Source organism: Hymenobacter sp. UYP22, assembly GCF_040547285.1.
In the GTDB taxonomy this organism is placed as follows: domain Bacteria; phylum Bacteroidota; class Bacteroidia; order Cytophagales; family Hymenobacteraceae; genus Hymenobacter.
In genome coordinates, this window is sequence record NZ_JBEPPK010000003.1 from 520,554 (window position 1) to 545,258 (window position 24,705).

At 58.5% G+C, this 24,705-nt stretch carries 24 protein-coding genes; 12 read left to right on the forward strand and 12 right to left on the reverse strand.

The annotated features are described in order from the left end of the window. Nucleotides 1–682 precede the first annotated feature (682 nt). The 5 genes from ABIB60_RS08440 (at nt 683) to ABIB60_RS08460 (ending at nt 6,499) form a co-directional block, all read left to right on the forward strand. Nucleotides 683–2,611, forward strand: coding sequence for an ABC transporter substrate-binding protein (locus ABIB60_RS08440; RefSeq protein ID WP_354579124.1), 1,929 nt, complete (start codon nt 683–685; stop codon nt 2,609–2,611). Between the two features lie 101 nt (nt 2,612–2,712). After that, on the forward strand, nt 2,713–4,035 hold the full coding sequence (hemL, locus tag ABIB60_RS08445; protein WP_354579126.1) for a glutamate-1-semialdehyde 2,1-aminomutase: 1,323 nt from the start codon (nt 2,713–2,715) through the stop codon (nt 4,033–4,035). A 209-nt stretch (nt 4,036–4,244) separates the two neighbouring features. Further along, nucleotides 4,245–5,081 (forward strand): hypothetical protein, encoded by an 837-nt coding sequence (locus ABIB60_RS08450; RefSeq protein ID WP_354579128.1) that lies wholly within the window; start codon nt 4,245–4,247, stop codon nt 5,079–5,081. A gap of 113 nt (nt 5,082–5,194) precedes the next feature. After that, the gene (gene dcd / locus ABIB60_RS08455) at nt 5,195–5,731 is read left to right on the forward strand and encodes a dCTP deaminase (protein WP_354579130.1); all 537 of its coding nucleotides are present in this window, start codon (nt 5,195–5,197) and stop codon (nt 5,729–5,731) included. Between the two features lie 246 nt (nt 5,732–5,977). Next, nucleotides 5,978–6,499, forward strand: a complete 522-nt coding sequence (locus ABIB60_RS08460) for a DUF4890 domain-containing protein (RefSeq protein WP_354579131.1) — start codon at nt 5,978–5,980, stop codon at nt 6,497–6,499. Nucleotides 6,500–6,641: 142 nt separating this feature from the next. On the opposite strand, the gene gldC is transcribed toward ABIB60_RS08460, so the two are convergent. From gldC to ABIB60_RS08495, 7 genes are all read right to left on the reverse strand, one after another. Next, nucleotides 6,642–6,980 carry a gliding motility protein GldC gene (gene gldC, locus ABIB60_RS08465; protein WP_354579133.1) on the reverse strand — a complete coding sequence of 113 codons (339 nt, stop codon included), beginning with the start codon at nt 6,978–6,980 and terminating at the stop codon, nt 6,642–6,644. A gap of 207 nt (nt 6,981–7,187) precedes the next feature. Beyond that, complete coding sequence (gene dnaN / locus ABIB60_RS08470; protein WP_354579135.1) at nt 7,188–8,312, reverse strand: DNA polymerase III subunit beta; 1,125 nt, start codon at nt 8,310–8,312, stop codon at nt 7,188–7,190. 388 nt (nt 8,313–8,700) lie between these two features. Further along, nucleotides 8,701–9,138, reverse strand: a complete 438-nt coding sequence (locus ABIB60_RS08475) for a hypothetical protein (RefSeq protein ID WP_354579137.1) — start codon at nt 9,136–9,138, stop codon at nt 8,701–8,703. Between the two features lie 26 nt (nt 9,139–9,164). Further along, nucleotides 9,165–10,907 (reverse strand): gliding motility-associated ABC transporter substrate-binding protein GldG, encoded by a 1,743-nt coding sequence (gene gldG, locus ABIB60_RS08480; protein ID WP_354579139.1) that lies wholly within the window; start codon nt 10,905–10,907, stop codon nt 9,165–9,167. 108 nt (nt 10,908–11,015) lie between these two features. Beyond that, nucleotides 11,016–11,741 carry a gliding motility-associated ABC transporter permease subunit GldF gene (gene gldF, locus ABIB60_RS08485; RefSeq protein ID WP_354579141.1) on the reverse strand — a complete coding sequence of 242 codons (726 nt, stop codon included), beginning with the start codon at nt 11,739–11,741 and terminating at the stop codon, nt 11,016–11,018. Nucleotides 11,742–11,846: 105 nt separating this feature from the next. Next, nucleotides 11,847–12,755 (reverse strand): gliding motility-associated ABC transporter ATP-binding subunit GldA, encoded by a 909-nt coding sequence (gldA, locus tag ABIB60_RS08490; RefSeq protein ID WP_354579143.1) that lies wholly within the window; start codon nt 12,753–12,755, stop codon nt 11,847–11,849. 133 nt (nt 12,756–12,888) lie between these two features. Beyond that, nucleotides 12,889–13,581, reverse strand: coding sequence for an SDR family oxidoreductase (locus tag ABIB60_RS08495; protein ID WP_354579145.1), 693 nt, complete (start codon nt 13,579–13,581; stop codon nt 12,889–12,891). Between the two features lie 16 nt (nt 13,582–13,597). Between ABIB60_RS08495 and ABIB60_RS08500 the strand changes: the two genes are divergently transcribed. Continuing rightward, nucleotides 13,598–14,380, forward strand: a complete 783-nt coding sequence (locus tag ABIB60_RS08500) for a GIN domain-containing protein (protein ID WP_354579146.1) — start codon at nt 13,598–13,600, stop codon at nt 14,378–14,380. Nucleotides 14,381–14,385: 5 nt separating this feature from the next. Here ABIB60_RS08500 and ABIB60_RS08505 read toward each other — a convergent pair whose 3' ends face one another. Next, nucleotides 14,386–15,096, reverse strand: coding sequence for an SDR family oxidoreductase (locus ABIB60_RS08505; protein ID WP_354579148.1), 711 nt, complete (start codon nt 15,094–15,096; stop codon nt 14,386–14,388). A 114-nt stretch (nt 15,097–15,210) separates the two neighbouring features. On the opposite strand from ABIB60_RS08505, the gene ABIB60_RS08510 reads away from it, so the two are divergent. Together ABIB60_RS08510 and ABIB60_RS08515 are read left to right on the forward strand one after the other, a co-directional pair. After that, on the forward strand, nt 15,211–15,942 hold the full coding sequence (locus ABIB60_RS08510; protein WP_315996646.1) for an MlaE family ABC transporter permease: 732 nt from the start codon (nt 15,211–15,213) through the stop codon (nt 15,940–15,942). 100 nt (nt 15,943–16,042) lie between these two features. Further along, on the forward strand, nt 16,043–16,852 hold the full coding sequence (locus ABIB60_RS08515) for an ABC transporter ATP-binding protein (protein WP_354579150.1): 810 nt from the start codon (nt 16,043–16,045) through the stop codon (nt 16,850–16,852). A gap of 101 nt (nt 16,853–16,953) precedes the next feature. Here ABIB60_RS08515 and ABIB60_RS08520 read toward each other — a convergent pair whose 3' ends face one another. The 4 genes from ABIB60_RS08520 to ABIB60_RS08535 all read right to left on the reverse strand — a co-directional run bounded on the left by ABIB60_RS08520 (nt 16,954) and on the right by ABIB60_RS08535 (nt 20,382). Beyond that, complete coding sequence (locus ABIB60_RS08520; RefSeq protein WP_354579151.1) at nt 16,954–17,505, reverse strand: YfiT family bacillithiol transferase; 552 nt, start codon at nt 17,503–17,505, stop codon at nt 16,954–16,956. Nucleotides 17,506–17,804: 299 nt separating this feature from the next. Further along, complete coding sequence (locus tag ABIB60_RS08525) at nt 17,805–18,431, reverse strand: bifunctional nuclease family protein (RefSeq protein WP_354579152.1); 627 nt, start codon at nt 18,429–18,431, stop codon at nt 17,805–17,807. 100 nt (nt 18,432–18,531) lie between these two features. Then, nucleotides 18,532–19,509, reverse strand: a complete 978-nt coding sequence (locus ABIB60_RS08530; RefSeq protein ID WP_354579154.1) for an electron transfer flavoprotein subunit alpha/FixB family protein — start codon at nt 19,507–19,509, stop codon at nt 18,532–18,534. Nucleotides 19,510–19,641: 132 nt separating this feature from the next. Beyond that, a complete protein-coding gene (locus ABIB60_RS08535) occupies nt 19,642–20,382 on the reverse strand; it encodes an electron transfer flavoprotein subunit beta/FixA family protein (RefSeq protein WP_354579155.1) in 741 nt (246 codons plus the stop codon). A gap of 74 nt (nt 20,383–20,456) precedes the next feature. Here ABIB60_RS08535 and ABIB60_RS08540 point away from each other — a divergent pair, with 74 nt between their 5' ends. The 4 genes from ABIB60_RS08540 (at nt 20,457) to ABIB60_RS08555 (ending at nt 24,616) form a co-directional block, all read left to right on the forward strand. Continuing rightward, nucleotides 20,457–20,798 carry a tetratricopeptide repeat protein gene (locus tag ABIB60_RS08540; protein ID WP_354579156.1) on the forward strand — a complete coding sequence of 114 codons (342 nt, stop codon included), beginning with the start codon at nt 20,457–20,459 and terminating at the stop codon, nt 20,796–20,798. A 363-nt stretch (nt 20,799–21,161) separates the two neighbouring features. Beyond that, nucleotides 21,162–21,839, forward strand: a complete 678-nt coding sequence (locus tag ABIB60_RS08545) for a response regulator (protein WP_354579158.1) — start codon at nt 21,162–21,164, stop codon at nt 21,837–21,839. Between the two features lie 212 nt (nt 21,840–22,051). Next, the gene (locus ABIB60_RS08550; RefSeq protein ID WP_354579159.1) at nt 22,052–23,401 is read left to right on the forward strand and encodes a sensor histidine kinase; all 1,350 of its coding nucleotides are present in this window, start codon (nt 22,052–22,054) and stop codon (nt 23,399–23,401) included. Nucleotides 23,402–23,524: 123 nt separating this feature from the next. Continuing rightward, nucleotides 23,525–24,616, forward strand: coding sequence for an efflux RND transporter periplasmic adaptor subunit (locus tag ABIB60_RS08555; protein ID WP_354579160.1), 1,092 nt, complete (start codon nt 23,525–23,527; stop codon nt 24,614–24,616). Nucleotides 24,617–24,705 lie beyond the last annotated feature (89 nt).

A 24,705-nucleotide genomic window follows, 5' to 3' on the forward strand; every position in this document is an offset into this window, starting at 1 on the left:
GAGAAAATACGGAGTCAGCCCGGTTTATTCCCGGCCAGCAGGAGGCTTGCGTTTTGGCATTCTGGGCAAGCACCCTGTAGTGTTGGGCGTACCACCGCGTGCCTAACGAGGCTGTGTGGACAGTAAGCAAGCCTACATAACGCCACGTCATGCAGAGCCGGAGGCGAAGCATCTCGCGTGTTGATGTCTGCTTACTACTGCAACGTCAGCACGCGAGAGGCTTCGTCACTGGCTCAAGGCGCCACATGCTCTGCAGGACGTTCCGCTTGGGAGTAAGAAGCGTTACTGTCCACACAGCCTGGTTGAGAAAGGTGCGCGCCGGCTGATCCAGATTGGGTGACTAAGAACCTGAGCGCCGAGGTGCAGCAGTGAGCAAGCCAAACCAGTTGCGTAAAGCACATCACTGGGTGACAGTGAGCCGGCGGCAGGCGGCACATCAGCCGGCTCCCCTTCACCCGGTCATCCTCCCCTACCCCGCGGGCCTTGCTCTGGGCTTACGCGTTATTCAGCCTTGCACGATAAGCCCCCGCTGCGCGCGCAATTCCTGCTCGGAATATGGCTTTTGAGCCTAACTTATACCCAAGGGCGACCTTCCCGGCAGCAACTGCGTACCTTTGCCCCGTAAGCGGCGCTGGTTACGGCCCCTTCATTTCTCCCGCCTATTCTCCTGGCCCCTCGGTATATGAGGTTATCGAATTTCCTGACAACTACGGCACTGTGGGCTAGCCTAGGGCTATTCAGCCCGGTGCTGGCCCAGCAAACAACTGCTAAAAAACCAACTACCCCGGCTACCGCTCCGGTTAAGCCGGCTGCTGCTGCCGCTAAGCCGGGCACCGCTAAGCCCACCCCAGCGGCCGGCACTAGCAAACCCGCTACAACTGCCCCCAAGCCAACGGCCGGCAAACCGGCTCCCGCGCCGGCCGTAGCCCCAAAACCAGCCGCGCCAAAACCTAGCGGTCCGCCCCTGCCCGCCAACCTGGGTTCTTCGGACCCCAATACCCGCTACAAAAACGGAAAAACGCTGCTGGACCAAACCCGCTACGACCTGGCCATGCAGGAGCTGGAGCCCCTGACGGCCCCGGTTGCCCGGTTTGCCAAGGCTCCGGAGGCGGCTTACCTGTACGCCGTGGCCGCTAGCCGGGCCAAAAAATGGGCGGAGGCGGAGCAAATGCTGAACCTGCTCCGCAACGAGTATCCGCAGTGGCCGGGGCTACCCGAAGCTTTTTTCCTGCAAGGCCAGCTGTCTTTTGAGCAGGGGGACTTTGATAATGCGCTGCGCGTACTAACGCAGATTCCGGCGGGCCGCCTGGCCACCGAGCAGGCCAACATGAAGGCCCAGTACCTGCCCCGCATCAAGGACAAAGCTGCCTTCCAGAGCCTGCTGAAATCCTACCCCCAGGAGCCCGCCCTGGCCCGAGCCTACGCCGATAAGCTGGCCAACGGTGGCTGGTATACCGATGCCGACAAGGACCAGCTGGCCCAGTTAATTCAGCAGTTTCAGCTGGAGCCGGCCCGCTACACCCCCCGCCCTCGTCCGGCCCGCAAAAGCACCTACAATATTGGCGTGTTGCTGCCCTTTGAGTTTGATGATACGAGCTGGGAAAAGCGCCGCAAAAACCAGTTCGTAACGGACTTATACGCGGGCCTGCGCCTGGCCCAGGACTCCTTGCAGCGGGAAGGCCACCCGGTGCAACTGTTCACTTACGATACCGGCGCCGACACCCTGCAGCTCAAGCAAGTGCTGGCCCTGCCGGAGCTGGCGGGCATGGACCTTTTAATCGGGCCGGTGTACAAATCGGGCTCCAAGATTCTGGCCCGCTACGCCCAGCAGCACCAGATTGCGGTGGTCAACCCCCTCTCCCAGGATGGCGACTTGGTGCTGGACAACCCCTGGCATTACCTGTTTGAGCCCAGCACCGTTACGCAGGCCCGGCAGGCCGCGCAATTTGCCGCCAGCCGTTTGGGGGGCCCGCGCACGGCCGTGGTGCTCTACGAGGATACCAAGGATGAAGCTGCTTTCGGCCAGGCCTACAAGCAAGCCTACGAGGCCCTGGGTGGCAAGGTGCTCCAGTTGCGCCGCATCAACGCCGACGTACAGGAAAGCCTTTCCGCTGCTCTATCCGACGTGGACTTAAAAACCATCGGGCATTTGGTGGTGGCTTCCGATGGCAAAGGCGCCGGCCCCTACGTACTCAGCGCCCTCAAGCTGCAGGCGGCCCGCACGCCCCTCATTACCTACGCTTCCTGGCTGGATAATAACCGCATTGGCCTGGGCCAGCTGGATGCCCGCGACGTGTACTTTGTGAACCCCAAGTTTCTGGACAAAACCAGCCCCGGGGTGCGCCGCTTCCGCCAGCTCTACACCCAGCGCCAGAACCTGCCGCCCTCCGTGTTTGCCTTCACCGGCTTCGAGCTGCTGTACTACTTCGGTAACGTGCTGCACCAGAACGGGCCGGCCTTCCAGCAGCAGCTGGCCAATGGCGGCCCCGTGTCGGGTGCGGTGTTTCAGGGCATTGGCTACCCCGGCGGCACCCACGATAACCAGTACGTGCCGCTTACCAAGCTGGAGCGCCTGGAAGTGGAAGTGCTGAACCCCGTGGGCATTCGGTAGGTTACTTTTAGTACAGAGTACTGGGTATTGAGTAGTAAGATTCCCGGCACTCCCCTGTTTCGTTTTCTGTTTCACTACGCATCTTCCTCAGCTTCCTGTTCATGTCTCACTACTCAATACCTGCTACCCAATACTCATTAGCTACCTCGGATGCGCTGTTCACCCGCGCCAAAAACCACATTCCGGGCGGGGTGAATTCGCCGGTCCGGGCTTTCCGGGCCGTGGGCGGGCATCCGGTGTTTATGCAGTCGGCCAAGGGCGCCTGGCTTACTGACGTAGACGGCAACCGGTATCTAGATTTTATTAATTCCTGGGGGCCCATGATTTTGGGCCACGCCCCGGAAATTGTGCTGGAGGCCGTGCAAGGTGCTATCCAGAATTCCCTTTCGTTTGGGGCCCCTACCCAGCGCGAGGTAGAAATGGCTGAGCTCATCAAGCAGATGGTGCCTAGCATCGAGAAAGTACGGCTGGTAAACTCGGGCACCGAGGCCACCATGTCGGCCATTCGGGTGGCGCGGGGCTACACCGGCCGCAACAAAATCATCAAGTTTGAAGGCTGCTACCACGGCCACGGCGACTCCTTCCTGATTGCGGCTGGCTCCGGCGCCCTCACCCTCGGCGCCCCCGACTCGCCGGGCGTCACCCAGGGCGTAGCTCAGGACACCCTCACTGTGCCCTACAATGACCTGCCCGCCGTGGAGCGCATCATTGCCGCCAACGATGGCCAGGTGGCCGCTCTTATTCTGGAGCCGGTAGTGGGCAACATGGGCCTGGTGGCGCCCGCCGAAGGCTACCTGCAGGGCCTGCGCGACCTGTGTAACCAGCACAGCATTGTCCTGATTTTTGACGAGGTAATGACCGGCTTCCGCCTGGCCCGGGGCGGGGCCCAGGAACTCTACGGCATCACCCCCGACATGACCACGCTGGGTAAAATCATTGGGGGCGGGATGCCGGTGGGCGCCTACGGGGGCCGCCAGGATATTATGGACCAGGTGGCCCCAGCCGGCAAAGTGTACCAGGCGGGCACGCTCTCGGGCAACCCCATTGCCACGGCCGCCGGCATTGCCCAGCTTACCTACCTGCAGCAGCATCCTGAGCTTTACGACCAGCTCAACCGCACCACTACCCGCATTGCCGATGGCACCCGCCAGATTTGCCGGGAGCTGGGCCTGAACTACACCGTGAATCAGGTCGGCTCGATGTTCAGCGTGTTCTTCACCAGCCAGCCCGTCACCGACCTGGAATCGGCCAAAACCTCCGACACGCAGGCTTTTGGGCGCTACTTCCAGGCTATGTTGCGTCGAGGCATCTACCTCGCGCCAGCCCAGTACGAGGCCCTGTTCGTGAGCACCGCCATGACGGACGACTTGGTGGACCACTACCTCACCGCCTGCCGCGAATCCATGCAGGAGGCCCATCGGTAGGCAAGCCTGCATTTGTTGACTGGATGAACACGAACCTGTCCTGCTAAGCAGCGCAAAGGACCTTGTTACGTCAGCACGAGTCGTTAGCACGATAATCGTTCCGGGGTAATCAGGTCCTTTGCGCTGCCTAGCAGGACAGGTTTGTAGTTATAATTTTCCACTTCATCTCCCCTAACTGCCTACCTTTGCGCGAAATTTCTGCCGCCCGTATGCTTCGATTTCGCCAGCTGCTCCCGTTTTTTCTGTTGCTGTGGCTTGTCGTGCCCGGCAGCCTGCGGGCCCAAACCGAAACGCCCGCCGCCGCCAACAAGCGCCTGTTCGACCGCACCGTGGACGAGCTGAATTTCCGGACCATGGAAACGGTGTACGACAAGTCGTTTGCCCGGGGCAAGTTTCCGGCTTCGCTGCGCACTTCCAAGGCCCGGCGCGACTTTGACAACTTCCCTGGCCGCGACGACTTAAAAAAGCTGTTCCAGAACTACAACGGCATTTCCGACCGGTTTAAAAGCCGCTTCGGCAAGGGCCGCATCGACTTGGTGGAGTTCGAGAAGCAGCTAAATACCTTACTGGTTGACCGCAACTTTGAGTTCTTTATCCGGGTGCTGCCGCGCGACGAGCGGGTGGCGCTTATTCATAGCCTGCAACGGGTTATCAAGCAGGGCGCAGCGCAGTTCAACGCCTCCGAAGACCCCGCCCCCGAAGACCTGGCCGCCGATGGTGCCGCCGTGCCCCCCGCCGATGCCGATGCGCCGGCCAGCACCAGTGCTGCCACCGAGGACCTGCAGCCCCGGCCGGAGGTAGCGGCAGTGCCCGTTTCCGATTACACCCCGCCCCGCTCCCTGGATGTAGCCCCCCGCCACGACTGGATGGACTACCTGAGCCTCATGCTTTCGGGCGGGTCGTTTCTGCTGCTGCTCTACCTGGTTACCAGTGTACTGCCCGAGCTGCGTCAGCGCCTCGATACCCTGGGGGAAACCGAAGACCAGCCCGCGCCCCGCCCACGCCGCCGCGCCGCCCTCCCCGAAGACACTTACGAAGACGAGTAAATGGCTCTGATGCCTCGGAGGAGTTGAGGGAGAAGCCAACCCATCGTACCCTGTGGGCTTCTGCTGCATCTGCCCGCTTCATCAGCCAACGCTCATAATTTCTAATTCAACCCATGATTCTCACCGACCAGCAGATTCTCGCCGAAATGGAGCGGGGTACCATCGTCATTGAACCCTACGACCGGAGCTGCCTCGGGACCAACTCCTACGATGTGCACCTGGGCCGCTACCTGGCCACCTACCGCGACGCGGTGCTGGACGCGCGCAAGCACAACGAAATCGACGTGTTTGAAATCCCGGAGGAAGGCTTCGTGCTGCAACCTGGCACCCTGTACCTGGGCGTAACTGAGGAGTATACCGAAAGCCATGCGCACGTTCCGTTTCTGGAAGGCAAGAGTAGCGTGGGCCGCCTAGGCATCGATATTCACGCCACCGCCGGCAAAGGGGATATTGGCTTCTGCAACACCTGGACGCTGGAAATCAGCGTATCCGTGCCCGTGCGGGTGTACCACCTCATGCCCGTGGGGCAGCTTATCTATTTCATGGTGCAGGGCGACGTGGAAAACTTCTACAACCGTAAGCCCAACGCCAAGTACAATGAGCGCACCATCAAACCGGTGGAATCCATGATGTGGAAGAATAAATTCTAGCCCCGGCGCTACCTACCATGTTGGGCGGAGTAAGGAACCTGAGTGAGACCCTGTTGGCTTATTCAGGTTCTTTTTTTTCGCCCGAAATGACTGTGCATAGTGGACCGGTAGCCCTAGTGTAACCTTGCCTACTTGCCACTCAGGGTAAACTACTTGGCACAGTTTTTCGTTAGAAACTAACTACCAGCGGTTTTCTGATACGTTGAAAAGCTGCCGGTCCTTTCCTGAACCGAACTGCCTGATATCATGACCAAGAAACTTGCCGCTGCGGCTGCTTTGCTCGTTGCTTCGCTCGGGGCCCATGCCCAGCAGAAGCCCGCCCTGGCCCCGCAGGATAAAACTCAGCCCTCGCCCCGCCTCAATCCACTGCAGGAGCACGCCAGCCGCCTTTCCGACCAGATGGCCCGCGACCTGCGCCTGAACGGTTACCAGAAAACGCGTCTGCAAGCCATTAATGAGGATAAGCAGACCAAAATTATGGCTATCAACCAGAAAAACGCTGGCAACGCCAAGCTCATTAAAGAGCAATGCGACGCCGTGTGCAAGGAGCGTGATAAAGAGTTGCAGGCCGTGCTCAGCACCGACCAATACAGCAGCTACTACGACTCGCGCCGCACCTACAACACGTTCAGCATGGACTATGGCTCCAAAGCGGCCAATGCCATCTTCGTAAACTCGGTGCAGAACCCGCTGCCGGCCAGCAGCAATGGAGCTACCATCGGCCCGGCCCGCACCACGGCCGCCCCGGCTACCCGCACCCGGCAATAGAGGTTAACCGCATTACGCAAAAGGCCCCGCCAACTGAGTTGGCGGGGCCTTTTGCTATTCCGGCCTAAGGGAAAAAATCAGGATTTATCTTCTAACGGATGAACCCTGATTTTTCCCTTTGGTCGGAATAATAATGGAGTTATTAGCGCTGCTTGCTTTCTTCTTCCTCGATGTGGTCCATTAGCTGGCGGCACAGGTCGCGCATTTTGGTAGCCATTGCCGAGTCGTTGGTGGCCGTGACGATGCTTTCGGCCATGGCACCCAGCGTATCCACGTAGAAACGCTTCATTTCGTCCACGGGCATTTCCTTGGTCCACAGATCAATCTTCATTGTGCCCCGCTCATCCCGGTCCCAGAGGGCAATGTTGATGGCTTTGGCAAAGTGAATATCGGGGCCGGCATCGGTGGCGCTCCAGCTGATGGCCTCGGGCACTTTCTGGTCGTCGAGGGCAATGCTGAAGCGAATTTCAGACTTCTTCATAATCACGAATTTAGACGGATTGATCGAATTTCGCGGATTTGTTCTGCCGTCCGTCGAGCGGAACAACGCGTATTTTCCGCCGAAGGCGGAAGGTGCCGGCCCGAAGCCGGCATCACGGACTTGGCCCAACGGCCAAAAAGGAAAAGACGGATTTACCGGATAGCAGAACGAATCCGCGCAATCCGGTAAATCCGTCTAAATCCGTGATTAAACGTAGTTGTTCAGCATCACCGGCATTACCAGCATCAGGATGCTTTCGTTGTCGTCGGCGAGGGTGGGCATGAGCAGGCCGGCGCGGTTGGGGGTGCTCAGCTCCAGGGTAATTTCCTCGGAGTCAATGTTGCTGAGCATTTCCTGCAGGAACTTAGCGTTGAAGCCGATTTCCATATCCTCGCCGTCGTACTGGCAGGCCAGCTTCTCGTTGGCTTCGTTCGAGAAATCGAGGTCTTCGGCCGAAACCGTCAGCTCCGAACCGGCCAGGCGCAGGCGCACCTGGTGGGTAGTTTTGTTGGAGTAGATGCTGATGCGCTTTACCGAGTTCAGGATTTCCTGGCGGCTGATGATGAGCTTGTTGGGGTTGCTCACCGGAATTACGTTTTCGTAATCGGGGTAGCGCTCATCAATCAGGCGGCACACGAGGCGCATCTGGTTGAAGGAGAAGAAGGCGTTGGAATTGTTGAATTCCATGCGCACGGTAGTAGCCTCGGAGGGCAGCGCGCCCTTCAGCAGGTTGAAGGCTTTGCGCGGAATGATGATGTTCGAGGTCTGGCCCGCGCCCACGTCGGAGCGGCGGTAGCGCAGCAGGCGGTGGCCGTCGGTGGCCACGAAGGTTACCTGGTTATCGGCCAGCTGCACCAGAATGCCGGTCATGGCGGGGCGCAGCTCGTCGGTGCTCACCGCGAAGATGGTTTTGTTGATGGCCCGGGCCAGCGAGGTAGAAGGAATTTCAACCGGAGCCGAGCCTTTTACCACCGGCACGCGGGGAAAATCGGTGGCGTTTTCGCCGGCCAGCTTGTAGCGGCCGTTGCTGCTGGCAATTTCGATGGTGTAGGTTTCCTCGTCCAGGGTGAAGGTCACGGGCTGGTCGGGCAGGTTTTTCAGGGTATCGAGCAGGATGCGGGCGGGGGCGGCAATGCGGCCGGTTTCGCGGGCTTCCACGGGCAGCTCCGTCATCATGCTGGTCTCCAGGTCGGAGGCGGTAATCGTCAGCTTGCCGTCCTCAATTTCGAAGAGGAAGTTCTCCAGAATAGGCACCACGGGGTTGTTCGTAACCACGCCGTTTATGCTCTGGAGCTGCTTGAGCAGGGCGGAAGACGAGACGATAAATTTCATACGGAAGAGTCGTTTCGGGCTTGGTTGGGTAGAGGGCAAAGATACGGAACAGGCAGCGGGTTCCTAGCGGTGTCGATGTTCAGATAGCGCCTTATTTGTTAAGCCAACCCTGAATGATTACTACGGGTATCATCAAAAGTAATCCTGCAACTGAGGCAGCCAACACAGCAATTACAGTGTTTAACACGACTATTTTACCCACGTTGGAGTATTCGTTCTCGTACTCATGTGCCAGCACCTGCCGCCGCCGGGCGCTGCCACGGTACCGAATGAGCATGTACATTATCCCGATGGGCTTGAATAGCAGCCAGTTAAACAGCTCCCCAAATAAGGGCGCAAGAATGGCTTCGAATAGAAACTCTAGCATTGGAGTGCAAGGTCATTGGCTTTACTTCCTAAAAATCACAGGCTTGTTCGGATACCAACGCCACCAGAAAAATCCCAGCCACTGCTGGCGGCGGTAGTGGCGCTGGTAATCTGCCCAGACCTCTTGTCTCCAGTCTGGAGAAATGGTGGGTAAGAACCACCTCAAACAATCGTGTAACCTATATAACAGCATAAATTCCGAGCGTCCGCTATGTGCATCTGTGAGTCGCAGTTGGTACCCATTTGTATATGTTATTTCTAATCCAATAAACTCATCAAAGCCCCAGTCACCATCTCCGGCCGTCTCCCAGGCCCGAATGCGCTGCACGTCCTGCCACGGCAACAAAGCGAATCCCTCGCGTTTGATCCCATGATCATCAATGCGGAAGGAGTAAGAGGGACGGAAGCTGTCCTGATCCTCTTCCGGGGGGGTATAAGTAATTACACGATTCTCGTCCATAATCTACCTGCCGTTTCAAGTTCCTGTTAAAACCGCGCGTACCGGCGCTTGCGTCGCCAGGCGCGCACGGCCCCGAACAGGGCCAGCAGCACCAGCGGCGCGCCCATGTTCAGCAGCTGCCAGCGGCGGCGCTCCTCCACTACCCGCAGCTTGTCGAGGGGGCGCAGGGTGATTTGCTTGCCGCGCACGGCAATCAGGCCCGATTCGTCGAGCATGTAGTCCACGGCGTTCAGGATTAACTCCCGGTTGGCAAACTCGGTGCGGGCGAGGCGGTCGAAGCCCAGGCGGAAGGGCCGGCCAGTTTTGGGGTCCACGTCGTTGCGCACAAAGTCGCCATCAGAAACAACCAGCACCTTGGCGGGCTTGGCGCCGGTGGGCGTGGGAGACTGGAAGTTGGTGGTGCCGGGCTCGGCACGGTTGGCGTAGAGGGAGCTGAACTGACCTTCGAGCAGGTAACCAACTGGCTTAAACTGGGAAGTATAAAGCTTGGCGTTGGGCTCCAGGCGGGCATCGTTGAGGTTGATGGGCACGGGAGCGGGCAGCACGCGAGTATAGCGGGAGGTGAACAGCAAGGGCGTTTTGCGGATGCCGGTGGCCTTCACCGTATCCATGCTGCTCACGAATTTGGTGTACACCGCATCGAGGTTGCGAGTGATAGGGTGCGAGCTGAACTTGTTGATGAGCGGATAAAACTGCCAGGGCATGGGCTCCACCTTGGGCTTGTTGCCCGTCATGCCCGTTACCAGCGGAATTACGCCGGAGTTGAGGTCGAGCAGCAGGTCGGGGTTGATGCGCACACCGTATTTGAACAGTAAATCCTCCAGGTTCAGGGACAACGGGAAGGACAGCATGCCGCCGCGGTTGGCGCTGTCGAGGTTTACGCGCATGGCGTCCACGAAGAACAGCGCGTTGCCGCCCCGGGTGATGAACTGATCAAGCTTAAACTTCTCGGGCTCGGTATAGGCGTCGGCTGGCTTGGCCACTACCAAGGCACTGAGCGTTTTCAGGGCCTCGGGGCGCGACTGGGCTAGGTTCACCCGGAACACGTCGTAGTTCTGGCTCAGGGAGCCAATCAGGTCGCCTGCTTCGGCGTTGCTTAGTTCGCCGTGGCCTTCTACTACCCCAATGCGTTTGCGCTGCCCGGGCGTGAGCTTGCGGATGGCTGAGGCCAGCTCGTATTCCAGCCCCTCAATGCTCTGGTTGAGGCGCACATCGGAGGGGGCAGCTTGGTTGCCGCGCAGCAGCAGCACATTTTGCTCCTTGCCACCCGCCGATACTACAGCCCAGGGGAAGATGATCTTCTCCACCCGCTTGCCATTTTCGTTGGCCCCCAGATTGGTGGGGCTCAGGCCCTTTTTAAATAGGGTTTGATAGTAGTCGTTGCGGGCTTTCTCGGTACCGGCGGCGGAGGGGTCCACGAACACGTAGTGCAGATTGGAGCCGCTGTAGACCTGCATTTCGTTTAGGTTTTCGCGCACGGCCTGTTGCAGGCGCCGAAAGGCCGGCGGGAAGTCCCCGTCCAGGTATACTGTTACCGTTACGGGCTGCTTCAGGCCGGAAAGGAGCGTTTTGGTGGCCCCCGACATAGTGTAGCGCTTCTCCTCCGTGAGGTCGAGGCGGAAGAAGAACAGGCTGCCGAAGAAGTTGAGCAGCAGCAGCCCCAGCAGCACCGCTCCAAAGCGCGTCAAGTCGCGGCGTTTGCGGGGTGCGGCCGGCGGAGTAGCTGGTAGCTGGGGAGTAGTAGCTATGGGCTGGTGTTCTATGCTCACTTGCGAATTGTATTTTATGCGAAGGACTGACCATTCCAACCAACGGCCAACCACTCATTTTTCTAAAGACTAACGACCATCAGCCAGCGGCTAACAGCGTAACACAGCCTACCAATTGCGGCTTTGCAGCACCAGCCGCGTAGCCAGCAAGCAGCCCGCAATCAGACTAAGAAAATAGACCAAGTCGCGGGAATCAACGAGGCCTTTGCTTAGGTCGCGGTAATGGGCAGCAATTCCAAGCTGTCCGATGTAGTAAGCCGCGCTTCCATCAAATACCGAAGCCAGCGAATCAAAGCCGGAGTACACCAAGAAGCAACCCACCACGGCCGCTAGGAAAGCAATGATTTGGTCGCGGGTGAGGGCTGAGGCAAATACACCAATGGCCGCAAATACCGCCGCCAGCAGCGTGAGGCCCAAATAGGAGCCCACCGTAGCAGCCGAATCGATGTTACCCACGGGGTTACCCAACTGGTACACTGAGTAGTAGTACAGCAGCGTGGGCACCAGCGCCAGCAGGGCCAGCAGCAGGCAAGCCAGGTACTTGCCCCCGATAATTTGGCCGTCGGTGAGGGGGCGGGTAAGCAGCAGCTCCATGGTACCAGCCTTCTTCTCCTCGGCAAACGTGCGCATGGTAAGGGCCGGAATCAGAAACAGGAAAATCCAGGGCGCAGTGCTGAACAGGGTTTGCAAGTCGGCAAACCCATAATCAAGCACCGAGCTGTCCGGGAAAACCCACACGAACAAACCGGTAGCCACCAGAAACACACCCAGCACTACATAGGCCACGGGCGAGTTCAGGAAGCTGTTGAATTCTTTGCGAAGTATTGCTAGCATTAGGTAATATGCAAAATGTGCGGAATGCGGAGAATGTGGGAAGACGTTTGAAAAATGAGGGAAATAAGACAGCACATTACCTCACATCTTTCACATGCAACACATTCATTTAGTCAGCTCCTGGAATACCTGCTCCAAGCTCTGCTCTTCCTGGCGCAGACCCAGCAGCACCCAACCCTGGACGGCGGCGAGGCGGGAAATAGCCCCGCGCTGGTCGGAGCCGGCGCGGGCCCGGATGCGGTAGGTGTGGCCGGCTTCGGCGTCCACGGCCTTAACCCCGGGCAAAGCGCGCAGTGGAGCCACGTCAATGGCCTGTTCAAACTCGGCGCGGATAATAGTTTCGCCGGCGGCACGGGCCCCCAGCTCCGCCACGGGCGAGTCGGCCACGAGGCGGCCCCGGTTGATGATGACGGCGCGGCTGCACAGAGCTTCCACCTCGGGCAGAATGTGGGTGCTGAAGATGACGGTCTTATCCTGCCCCAACTCCCGGATCAGGCTGCGGATTTCGCCAATCTGGTTGGGGTCCAGGCCAGTGGTAGGCTCGTCGAGGATGAGCACGCCGGGGTCGTGCAACAGTGCCTGGGCCAGGCCCACGCGCTGGCGGTAGCCCTTCGAAAGGGCGCCAATTTGCTTGTTCTGCTCCCGGCCCAACCCTACCCTATCCACCAGCTGATGCACCCGCTGCCGCAGCGCGCTGCCGCCCAGCCCGTGCACCGAGCCAATAAATTCGAGGTACTCGTGCACGTACATATCCAGGTACAGCGGGTTATGCTCGGGCAGATAGCCCACCCGGCGGCGCACTTCCAGCGGATCGGTCTGCACATCGAAGCCATTTACCACCACCGTGCCGGCCGAGGGCGGCAAATAGCCGGTGGCAATTTTCATGGTCGTGGATTTGCCCGCCCCATTCGGGCCCAGAAACCCCAAGATTTCCCCTTTACCCGCCGTGAAGCTAATATTATCCACGGCCGTTTGCGGGCCGAAGGTTTTGGTCAGATTAGTTATTTCTACCATGTGATGAGTTACACGCAAATTCTGTCATCCTGAGTGGAGCGAAGGACCTTACCACGTCAGAAGTACTGTCAGGTGATGTTGTTCTGACGTGGTAAGGTCCTTCGCTCCACTCAGGATGACAGATAGGTTGTCTTTACTTCACTAACGTCGGCCGCATTTGCAGCTCCGATATCATAACGGTTTGGGGAGCTTCCAGCGCGTGCACGATGGCGGCGGCAATGTCCTCGGGCTGCATTTTGTGTGGGTCGGGTTCCTGGCCGGGCTCCTGCCCGTTGAAATTGGTTTCCACCGAACCAGGCATCACGCAGGTGACGCGCACCCCCTGGGGGCGCACTTCCTTAAACAGCGCATCGGAAAAGCCGCGCACGGCATATTTGGTGGCGCAGTAGCCGGCCAGGTTGGCCGTGCCCGCGGTGCCCGCCAACGAGGCCACGTTGATGATATGGCCCAGCTTCTGCTTTTTCATGGCGGGCAGCACGGCACGGGTGCAGTAAAACAGCCCGTGCACGTTGGTATCGAACATCTGGTGCCAGGCCTCCGAGGAGAAACCATCAATGGGGCCGAAGTTGCCCAGGCCGGCGTTGTTTACCAGCACATGAATTTCTGGGCCGGCGGCTTTCACCGTAGCTTCGTAGGCTTTCTGCACCTCGACTTCCTTGCGAATATCGCACTTGATGAAGTGGAAGCGCGGGTGCTTGAAGTCGTCGGGGGCGGTGCGGCCCCAGCCGGCTACGTGCATACCCTTGGCCAGCAGCACCTCCACGGCGGCCCGGCCAATACCTTTGCTGACGCCTGTGATAATGGCTACCTTGCCGTTGAGGTCCATAGGTCCGAGTTTAGATATGAGATGGTTGGAAATACGCGTGCAAGTTAGCGGGCCCGGCCGGGTTTTGCGCGGCCTGCTACTTACGGGCCTCACTACCCTACTGCTCCCCGCCTGCAGCAAGGAAAACGAAGCGGGCTGCTTCACCAGTACCGGCAGCATCATTACGGAGCGCCGCAGCCTGCTGCCCTTCCGGGTACTCACCACCTACGACAACGTGCAGGTTACGTTGGTGCAGGATGCTGAAACCTACGCCGAAGTGCGGGCAGGCAAGAATCTGCAGGACGATATTCGCCTCGAAGTCAAAGGCGACGAGCTACTTATCCGCAATACCAGCCGCTGCAATTGGGTGCGCCGCTACAACACCCCCCGCGAAGTACGGCTGCACACCCCCCGCGTTACCAGCACGTTCCTGCGCGGGCAGGCCGACGTCCGCACGGAGGGCCTGTTTAGTCAGGACACCATTTTCTTCCACCTCATCGGCTCCGGCGACTACCGGCTCAACCTCCACAGCCAGTACGTGGGCATGAGCCAATATGAGTTGGGCGACATGTACCTAACGGGTTCTTCTCAGGAGCTGCACCACACGCTGGGGGGTAGTGGCAGCCTACACGCAGCCGATTTTCCGGTGCAAAACCTCTATCTGCGCACCAATTTTGATAGCAACGGCAATCTGCACGCACGCGCCACGGGGCTACTGGCGGGTACGCATGCGGGCACCGGCACCATATTCTACACCCTACCCACCCCAACCCAGCTGGAGTTAAAAACCACCGGTAAGGGCAAGGTGCAGGCTGAATAACGGGCTTAAATATCCCCGAGCTGCGGCCGAATCAGCAACTCCTCCACCACCGCCTGCGACGACAGGGAAAAGGCTCCAAAAATAGCATCGGCTACGTCCTCGGCCCGGATAAACCGCTCAGCGGGTAGGTCCACGCCTTCCCAGCTGGCGGTGAGGGTAGCGCCCGGCAGCACCGCCGTTACCCGGATACCCGCATCTTTCAGCTCCTCGCGCAGGTTACGGGTGAAGCCTAGCAGGGCATGCTTGGCAATGCCGTAGGAGCCGCCGTTGGGGTAGGCCGTGGTGCTGGCCGTGGAGCAGATGTTGAAGATGTAGCCACTACGCTGAGCCAGCAGCCCCGGCAGCAGAGCCTGGGTAACATCGTAAGCACTGAGCAGGTTTACATCCAGCATCCGGCGCAACTGCGAGCCGTCCAGGGGTTCATCCTGCAACCTTCCGGGAATAAAAGAGCCCGTATTGTTGATGAGCACTTCCACCGGGCCCAGGCTGTTCACTAACTCCGTAAAGCGCACCGTTTCGGGGCGCTGGCTCAGGTCGGCGGCGTGGGTGTGCAACACGGCCCCAGGAACTAGGTCGGCGGCAGCCGTTTGCAGGGCATCCAAGTCGGCAGCGGAACGGGCGCAGGTAACTACCGGGTAGCCGGCCCGCAGAAACCGAAACACCAGGGCCCGCCCAATTCCTTTAGTACCTCCCGTAACAACGATATTTTTTTGCATTCCTTTGATTGCTGAAGCGGTTCTTACGTAAGCACAGCGGTTATGCAGGCTGGCCGGCTGACCGTTTCTGTGTAGAAGCCGCAAGTTTCGCTTTTCCTTTTGTTTTTTGTTTGTATGGTCAAATCATTCGGTGAATTCCTGCTCTTCATCCAGAGTATGCTCACGCGGAAAGAGCGCCTAGCGGTGCTCTGGCAACGCACCTTGGATGAGTGCATTATCATTGGCATCAACTCTATTTTTATTGTTGCCATTGTCTCGGCCTTCATTGGGGCGGTAACCTGCGTGCAGATTGCCTATAACCTCACCAACCCCCTCATCCCGAAAAGCACCATCGGGTACATGGTGCGCGAAATGACCATTCTGGAGCTGGCGCCCACCATCACCAGCATTGTGCTGGCCGGCAAAGTGGGCTCCAGCATTGCCGGTGGCCTGGGCACCATGCGCATCACCGAGCAGGTTTCGGCCTTGGAGGTCATGGGCATCAACTCGGCTTCTTACCTGGTATTCCCGCGTATTCTGGCCTCCATGCTCATGTTTCCGCTGCTCGTGATTCTGGCCATGGCGCTGTCCATTATTGGGGGCTACCTGGCGGGCTCACTCACCGGGGCGCTGTCGGCGCAGGAATACATCGAAGGGATTCGCACCGATTTTATTCCCTACAACATCGTGTTTGCCCTCATCAAATCAGTGGTGTTTGCCTTTCTGGTGTCGGCCATTTCTTCCTTCAAGGGTTTCTACACCGAGGGCGGCGCCCTGGAAGTGGGCAATGCCAGCACCACGGCCGTAAACAACTCCATTATTGCCATTCTGGTGGCCGACTTTGCCCTGGCAGCTATTCTTCTGTAATGGAGAACCTGAAGGTTGGGGCTAGGACGTAAGACAGCGCAGCTTCTTTTACCTCCTATTTCTTCCCCCTCTGGCTTCTTTCTCCTAGCTCCTCCAAAAAATGATTGAAGTTCATAACGTTCAGAAGTCTTTCAACGGGAACCAAGTGCTAAAAGGCATCACCTGCACGTTTGAAACGGGCAAGTGCAACCTGCTGCTGGGCGGCTCCGGTACAGGTAAATCGGTGCTGCTACAGTGCATTGTGGGCCTAATGAAGCCGGACTTAGGCAGCATCACCTTTGATGGCACCGTTTTTACGAACAATAAGGTGCAGATCCGCCAGGAAATTCGCCGCAAGATTGGGATGCTGTTTCAGGGTTCGGCTTTGTTCGACTCGATGACGGTGTACGAGAACGTGGAGTTTCCCCTGAAGATGCTGGCCCCGGAAATGAGCCGCGAGGAGCGCCGCGACCGGGTAGAGTTCTGCCTGAAACGGGTGGGCCTGGAAAACGCCGGCACCAAAATGCCCTCCGAAATATCGGGCGGTATGAAGAAGCGGGTAGGCATTGCCCGGGCCATTGCGCCCAACTGCACCTACCTGTTCTGCGACGAACCGAATTCCGGCCTCGACCCGCTCACCAGCATCAAAATCGATGAACTCATCCACGAAATAACCCACGAGTACGGCATTACCACCGTAGTTGTAACCCACGATATGAACTCTGTGGTTGAAATCGGGGACCATATCATCTTCCTCTACAAAGGCCAGAAACTCTGGGACGGCAACAAGGATGAGATTTTGAACGCCCAAGTCCCCGAGCTTAAGGAGTTCATCTTCAGCAGCAGCCTAGTACGCGCCGCCAAAAAAGTGGATGACGAAACCGATGGTGGCCTCGCCGCCGCCACTACCGACGAAGCCATTAACATTTAAGTAAAAGGCAGAAAGTAAAAAGTCAAAGCGCATACGAAACCTATGTTGGGGCTCGTATGCGCTTTGACTTTTTACTTTCTACCTTTTACTTCTCTACCACCCTACCGTCTCCAGCCTTCCCGGTGCACCAGGTTGGCAATATGGGCCAGGTGGTGGCGGCCGTGCCAGGCATACAATACCAGCACTTGATCGAGCGTAAAAGTGCGCTTAGATTCAGGATGAAAGTACGTGCGCTGCCATTGTGCCTCCTCCATACCCCGCAACAGTTTCACCCAGCGGATGTGCAATGCCTCCAGCAGCGCCAACGATACGGCGGGGGGCGTGGCGGCTACGTCGGGTAGCTCGGCCCAGGCGGCTTCATCGTAGGGCTTAATGGTGGGGTTGTCCTCCGTAAGAGCCAGCCGAAAACGGGTGTACGCGTTCAGGTGGGAGTCGGGCAAATGGTGGACGAGCTGGCGTACCGTCCAGCCGTTGGGGCGGTAAGGCGTATCCAACTGCTCGGGCGTGAGGCCGGCCACGGCTGCCCGCACTTGGTCGGGGAGGGTGGCAATTTGGGCCATGTACGCCGTGCGGGCGCCGCGGTCCAGCGTTTCATCAGGTAGCACCGCGTGCCCAATGGGGTAGCGCAGGTCGGGAGTGGCAGAAGTTTCCATAATGCGAGGAATAGCAACAAGTGAGGGTGGCAAGGTACGGCGGCTTCCGTTTCTAGTAGAGGAAGGGAACTGTGCCCGTATTCAATAAAGCCCAAATCTGGCCTATTTAAAGACCCGCAGCCCTTCCTAGTCTCTACCAGAGTGCTTGAAACCGCCAGGGCTAAGACAATTTTAGTCAACGACTGAACGCAAATGGGCCTAGCAGTTACAAGCCAAAGCCCCGGCAGCTACTAGTAGCTGCCGGGGCTTTGGCTTGTTCCAAGCGGTTCACTGACCAGTATTCTGGTCTGCGGGCATGATTAGCCGTTACGCTTGTTTAGTTCGTCGCGGATTTTGGCGGCTTTCTCGTAGTCCTCGCGCTCCAGTGCCTGAGCCAGCATCTTGGTCAGCTCATCCAACGACACTTGGCCGCTGGGCTCCCGGGGTTCAGCAGGCGCCGGGGCCGGCCGGTCGCCGGCATCATCGTCCTCATCGTCGTCATCATCCTCGTCCGAATCCTCGGCGTTTTCATCCAGGTCCGATAGAATGATGCCGGCTTCACTGAGCACGCTTTCCACTGTGAAAATGGGCACTCCAAACCGCAGACCGATGGCAATGGCATCGGAAGGACGGGAATCCAGCTCAAAGGTGGTAGCCCCATCGGAGCACACGATTTTGGAATAGAATACGCCTTCTTTCAGGTCGGAAATCAGGACTTCCAGCACGGCCACGTGTACCTGCTCGGCAAACGACTTGAACAGGTCGTGGGTAAGCGGGCGGTTCGGATTAATCTTCTCAATCTGAATAGCAATGCTTTGCGCCTCAAACATGCCAATGATGATGGGCAAACGCCGGTTACCCGTCTTCTCGCCCAGAATAAGCGCGAAGGAGCCCGACTGCGACTGGCTGGAGGAAAGGCCCAGGATTTCGAGCGGTATTTTTTTCACTAGAGTCTAGGTGAATGTGCGTAGGTGAAGGTTGTGAAAAATGTGCACACTACCGGAATTGCGTGGAGGCTTTTCCTATAGTGTGCACATTTACATCACCTTAATTCAGCTCTTTTACCGCCTGGGTCAATTTGGGCAACACGTCGAACACGTCCCCTACAATACCATAGTCGGCAGCTTTGAAGAAGGGAGCCTCGGGGTCTTTGTTGATGACCACGATAACCTTGCTCGAGTTCACACCGGCCAGGTGCTGGATGGCACCCGAAATACCGCAGGCAATGTACAGGTTCGGCGACACGGTGATGCCCGTTTGGCCTACGTGCTCGTGGTGGGGGCGCCAATCCACGTCCGACACCGGCTTGGAGCAGGCCGTGGCCGCACCCAGCGCCTTCGCGAGGTCCTCAATGAGGCCCCAGTTTTCCGGGCCTTTCATGCCGCGGCCACCCGACACCACTTTGTCGGCTTCGGGCAATAGAATGCCGCCGGCCTGGTCCTGCATCACTACCTGCTTGGGAGCATCGGCAAAATCAGCATCCGAGAGCTGGGCCGAGAAGGATTCTACCTGAGCGGTTTTGCCAGCCTCGTGCAGGGCTTCGATGGAGTTCTTTTTAACGGCAATAATTTTCCGTTCGCCGTCCAGCTTCACATCAGCGAAGGCTTTGCCCGAGAAGGCCCCGCGCTTCACCGTGAACGAGCCGCCGTCGGTTTTGGGCAGTTCAACCACGTTGGTGGCAATGCTGGCCTGCAACCGAATTGACAGGCGCGAGCCAACCGAGGCACCTATGTTGGAGTTGGCCAACACAATTACCTTGGCGTCCTCTTTCTGCGCAGCGGCGGCAATCAGCTTGGTGTAAGCACCGTTCACAAAATCCTTCAGGCGGGGCTCGGCATCGTGCAGCACTTTGGTGATGCCCTGCTCACCCAGCTTGGCCAAGTTAGCCTCGGTGGCTTCGCCCACGGCTACCGCCGTAGCCGTAGTACCCAGCATCTGGGCTACCTGGCTGCCGTAGGAGGCCACCTCAAGCGAGGATTTCTTTACCTCGCCGCCGTCACATTCAACAACTACTAGTACAGACATTTTTTTAGTATTGAGAAGTGAGTAGTTGGTATTGAGACAGAAAAAAGTCCCGCATACTACTCAGCAGTTTTTGAAAATTGGTAGCAAAGTGAGTAGCAGTGCATCTAACTACTCAGTACTACATACCAATTACTAAATCACCTTGGCTTCGTTGCGGAGCAGCTTGATAAGCTCGCCGGCGCTTTCGGCCGGGATGAGCTTCACCCCTTGCTTAGCGGGGGGTAGCGCATAGGCGGCCACCTCGGTGCGGGCTGCGTCGGCGGTGGGCTCCACTACTTTCAGGGGCTTGGTGCGGGCCGTCATGATACCGCGCATGTTGGGAATGCGGGGCTCACACATTGGCTGCTGGCAGGAAGCCACAAAAGGCGCATTCACCTCCACAATTTCTTTGCCGCCTTCGATTTCACGTTCCAGCGTGGCGGTGTTGCCGCTCATATCTAGCTTCATGGCCGGGGCCACCGTGGGGATGCCAAGCAGCTCACCTACCATGCCGTGCACCTGGAAGCCGTTGTAGTCGATGCTTTCCTTACCCATCAGAATCACGTCGTAGCCGCCATCCTTGGCAATGCTGGCAATCTGCTGGGCCACGAAAAAGGCATCCTTGGGGTGGGCATTCACGCGGATGGCGTCGTCGGCCCCGATGGCCAAGGCCTTGCGGATGTTAGGCTCAGTATCGGCCTCCCCTACGTTGAGTACCGTTACGGTGCCGCCACCTTGGGCTTCTTTCAGCTCAATGGCGCGAGTGAGTGCATACTCATCCCACGGATTTATCACGAACTGTACGCCAGCCTTGTTAAACTCCTTATTGTCAGGAGTAAACGTAATCTTGGTGGTCGTGTCGGGTACGTTGCTGATGCAAACGAGAAACTTCATCTACGGCTGCTTATATGGAAGATACTAGGAGAAAGTGTCAAATTTGGGGCGAAGATACTCAAAACTACCGCCCCATGGAAACTGCGCCGAGCCGCCTGCAACAACTCCTGGCCTTCTACCAGGATGATCCTACCGACGCGTTTACCATCTACGCGCTGGCCACCGAATACCGCGCTACGGAGCCGGAACGGGCCATGACGTACTACCAGAAACTGCTCGACGAGCATCCGGACTACGTGGGTACGTACTACCACGCCGGCAAGATGCTGCAACAGCTGGAAAAGCCCGAAGAAGCCGAAAAAGTTTACCGTAAGGGCCTTTCCGTGGCCCGCAAAGCCGGCCAGATGCACGCGGCCAGCGAAATTCAGCAAGCCCTCAACCAGCTGCTGGGCTTGGATTACGAAGACGAGGATTAGAGTGGATAGTTGAACGGGTGGACTGTTAAATAGCTGAATGGAAAAATCTGTCATCCTGAGCGCAGCGAAGGACCTTACCACGTTTGCCTGGGTTAGCGCACTTTCCGTTCCGCCACCAGCCGTTCTGCTATTATAAGGTCCTTCGCTACGCTCAGGATGACAGGGAAGCGGTCTGACACATAGACACATAATGGAATGTCATACAGAGCATGTGTCACCTTGAGCCAGTGACGAAACTCTTGCGTACTGCTGTCTGGAGTATCCTTGCAACGTCAGCACGCAAGATGCTGCGCCTCCGGCTCTGCTTGACGTTCTATCGCCCCAGCATCACAAGTTCACTATCTCACAATTTCACCACTGCCCATGAAAATCCTGCTGGTTGAAGATGAGCCTAAGGTGTCGGCGTTTATTAAGCGGGGGCTGGAAGAAGAGGGCTTTGAGGTGGAAGTAGCCTACGATGGCCGCTTTGGCCGGCAGCTGGCCCTCTCCCACTCTTACGAACTGATAATTCTGGATGTGATTCTGCCGTATTTCAGCGGGCTGGAAGTGCTGGAGGCCATCCGAACCCAGGATCAGCAGACACCCGTGCTGATGCTCACGGCCCTGGGCACCACCCAGGACAAGCTGCACGGCTTCGGGGGCGGGGCCGACGACTACCTGGTGAAGCCTTTTGATTTTCCGGAGCTAGTGGCCCGGGTGCGGGCCCTCACCCGCCGCCGGGGCCAGCAGGCGAAAAGCGCCGTGCTGCAGTTCGAGGACCTAACGCTGGACTCGGCCGCCAAAACCGTTATGCGGGCTGGTGAGCTGCTCAAGCTCACCGCCCGCGAGTTTGGGTTGCTGGAGTTGCTGCTCCGCCACCCCGGCCGAGTGCTTAGCCGCGCCGAGCTGGCCGCCGACGTGTGGGAGGACTCCTTCGACGCTGGCTCCAACGTGGTGGATGTGTACGTAAACTACCTGCGCAATAAGGTGGATAAGCCCTTCCCCCGTAAGCTCATTCACACGGTGGTGGGCATGGGCTACGTGCTCCGGGCGCAGGAGTGAAGTGAGAAGTGAGAAGTGAGAAAAGGAATGTCATTCTGAGCGAAGCCGGAGGCGAAGTCGAAGAATCTCTACCGCTCCGTTGCCTCACGGCCAATATTACTATTGCGGTAGAGATTCTTCGACATCGCCTCCGGCTTCGCTCAGAATGACGTTCTTTTAAGCTCCTCATATTCTCTTCACAGCTTCAGCTTTCACCATTTCACTCTTGGTAAATGACCATCCGGAACCGATTGACGTGGCTGTTTCTGGGGCTGGTGGCCGTGATTCTGCTGGCAGCCATGACCACTGTGTACATTCTGCTGGCCAGCTATACCCACGAGGAGTTCCATCAGCGCCTGCGCGACCGGGCTGAGGTAACGGGCTACGTATTTCTGGAGCAGGATGAGCTGCGGGCCGAGGCGTTCCGGGAGTTTCAGCGCCGGTACTTGCGCACCCTTAACGGCGAGGTACTCCAGATTTACGACGACCAGCTCCGTCCTCGGTTTATTGAGCAGGACACCCGCGTGACCATTCCCGACCACATTCTGGCGCGTATTCTAACCGAGAAGCGAGTGTATTTCACGCTGGGTAGCCGGCAGGCCATTGGGCTGTTCTACACCGATAACCAGGGCCAGTTTATCATCATAGCCGCCGCCGAAAACCACTCCGGCACCGCCCGCCTGGAGCACCTGATTATGATTCTGACCAGCATTTTTGTGGTGAGTCTGGTGGTGATCTACGTGGCCGGGCGGGTGTTTGCGGGCAAGGCCTTGGCCCCCATTGCCGCCGTCAATGACCAGGTAGACCGCATCACCACTCAGGATTTGCACCTCCGCGTAAACGGCGGTGTCAGCCACGAGCAGGACGAAATAACCCGCTTGGCCCGCACCTTCAACCGCATGCTGGAGCGGTTGGAAGACGGTTTTGAAACGCAGCGCACCTTTGTCAGCAACGCCTCCCACGAGCTCCGGACCCCACTGACAGCCACCATTGGCGAGTTGCAGGTGCTGCTGAACCGGGAGCGGGAGCCGGCCGCCTACCGGGAAGGCCTGGCCTCGGTACTCTCCGAGCTGCAGCAGCTCAAGTTGCTCATTAACAACCTGCTCGACCTCACGCAAACCAATACCGGCGCAACGGATAAAATCCGGCTGGATGAGTTACTATCGGAGGCCCGCGAGGCGGTGCTGCCGGAGCAGCGCCGCCGGGTACAGGTGGTGTTCGGTCAGTTGCCGGAAGAGGCCGAAGCCCTGGAAGTTACCGGCAACCGCCAGCTCCTGAGCCGGGCCTTTACCAATCTTTTCGATAACGCCCTGAAGTACTCGCCAGCCGACGCTCCGGTGGAGGTACGGTTGGAATACCGGGCCGGACAGTGCCACATTAGGGTACAGGACCAGGGTATCGGCATCAGTGAAAAAGACCTGCCCCAGATTTTCCAGCCATTTTTCCGAGCCGATACGGCGCGCAATGTGGTGGGGCATGGGGTGGGACTGCCCCTGGCCCGCAAAATCATTCAGCTGCACGGCGGCGAGCTGCGCATCACGTCGCGACTGGGGCAGGGCACCTTGGCGGAAGTGGTGTTGTAGGCGGGCTTCTTTGGTAAAACCGATGAAAATTCACGGAAATTTCATTTTCTAATCGGTTTCTAATCTACCTCTAACCCGAGGCTAATACCGGGGGCGTAAGCTTGCAACTTATCAGCTACGCCCATGAACCGCCTATTCCATTTCTCCTCCCTGCTGCTGCTACCTACCAGCTTCTGCCTGAGCGGCTGCACCGAAGAAACCACCGAGCCCCTGCCCCGCCCCGACACCCAGCAGCTGCCCGCCGCCACCGTGGCCGCTTTGCAAACCGACAGCGTGCAGCTGGCCGCCATCCAAACCGAACTGCGTTTGGAAGGTCGCATCAGCCCCAACGCCGACCGCCTGACACCCGTGTACGCCCTGGCGGGTGGCGTGGTGGAACAGGCGCCCGTGGCCCTCGGCGACGTGGTAACGGCGGGGCAGCCGTTGGCCGTGTTGCGCAGCGCCCAAATAGCGGGGCTGGCTCAGGAGCGTACCGAGGCCACCGTGAACTTAGGCACCGCGCGCGTGCAGCTGGAGGCCGTGAGCGAGATGCACGCCGACGGTATGGCCTCCGACCAGGAGCTGAATTTAGCTCGCGCCGCCCTGCAAAAAGCCCAGGCCGAGCTAACCCGCCTGCGCAAGCAAACCGACGTGTACGGCACCGCCCCCGGCCACTACACTTTGCGCGCGCCCCAGGCCGGCACCGTCATTGAAAAGCACCTGACGGAAGGCCAGCAGTTCGAGCCGGGCCAGGTCGGCAGCCTGTTTACGGTGGCCAACCTGGATGAAGTGTGGGTGCTGGCCGACGTGTTTCAGTCGGATATAGAGAAGGTGCGGCCCGGCCTGCCGGTGGAAATCCGGACGCTGAGCTACCCCGACCGGCAATTTGCAGGCCGCGTGGACAAGGTTTTCAACATGCTGGACCCGGAACGCAAAACCCTTCAGGTCCGGGTGCGGCTGCCCAACCCCGACCACCTGTTGAAGCCCGGCATGTTTGCGCGCATCCACCTCACCCAGACCAACGCCACCCAACTGCCGGCGGTGCCTTCAGCCAGCCTAGTGTTTGCCAATGGCCGCCGCTACGCGCTGGTGGTCAAGAACAACACGGTGGAAACCCGCCCGGTGGCGGTGCAGCACGCCGGCCAGGGTGTAAGCTACGTGAGCAGCGGCCTGACGCCGGGCGAGCAGGTAGTGACCCACAACGCGCTGCTCTATTACAAGGAGCTCAATGACTAGAGCGTGTGAACAGTTAATTTAGGGAGATGGAAACGCAGTATGTGTTGAGCGAGGCGCAGTGGTCGGTGCTGGCCCCGCTGTTGCCGGGA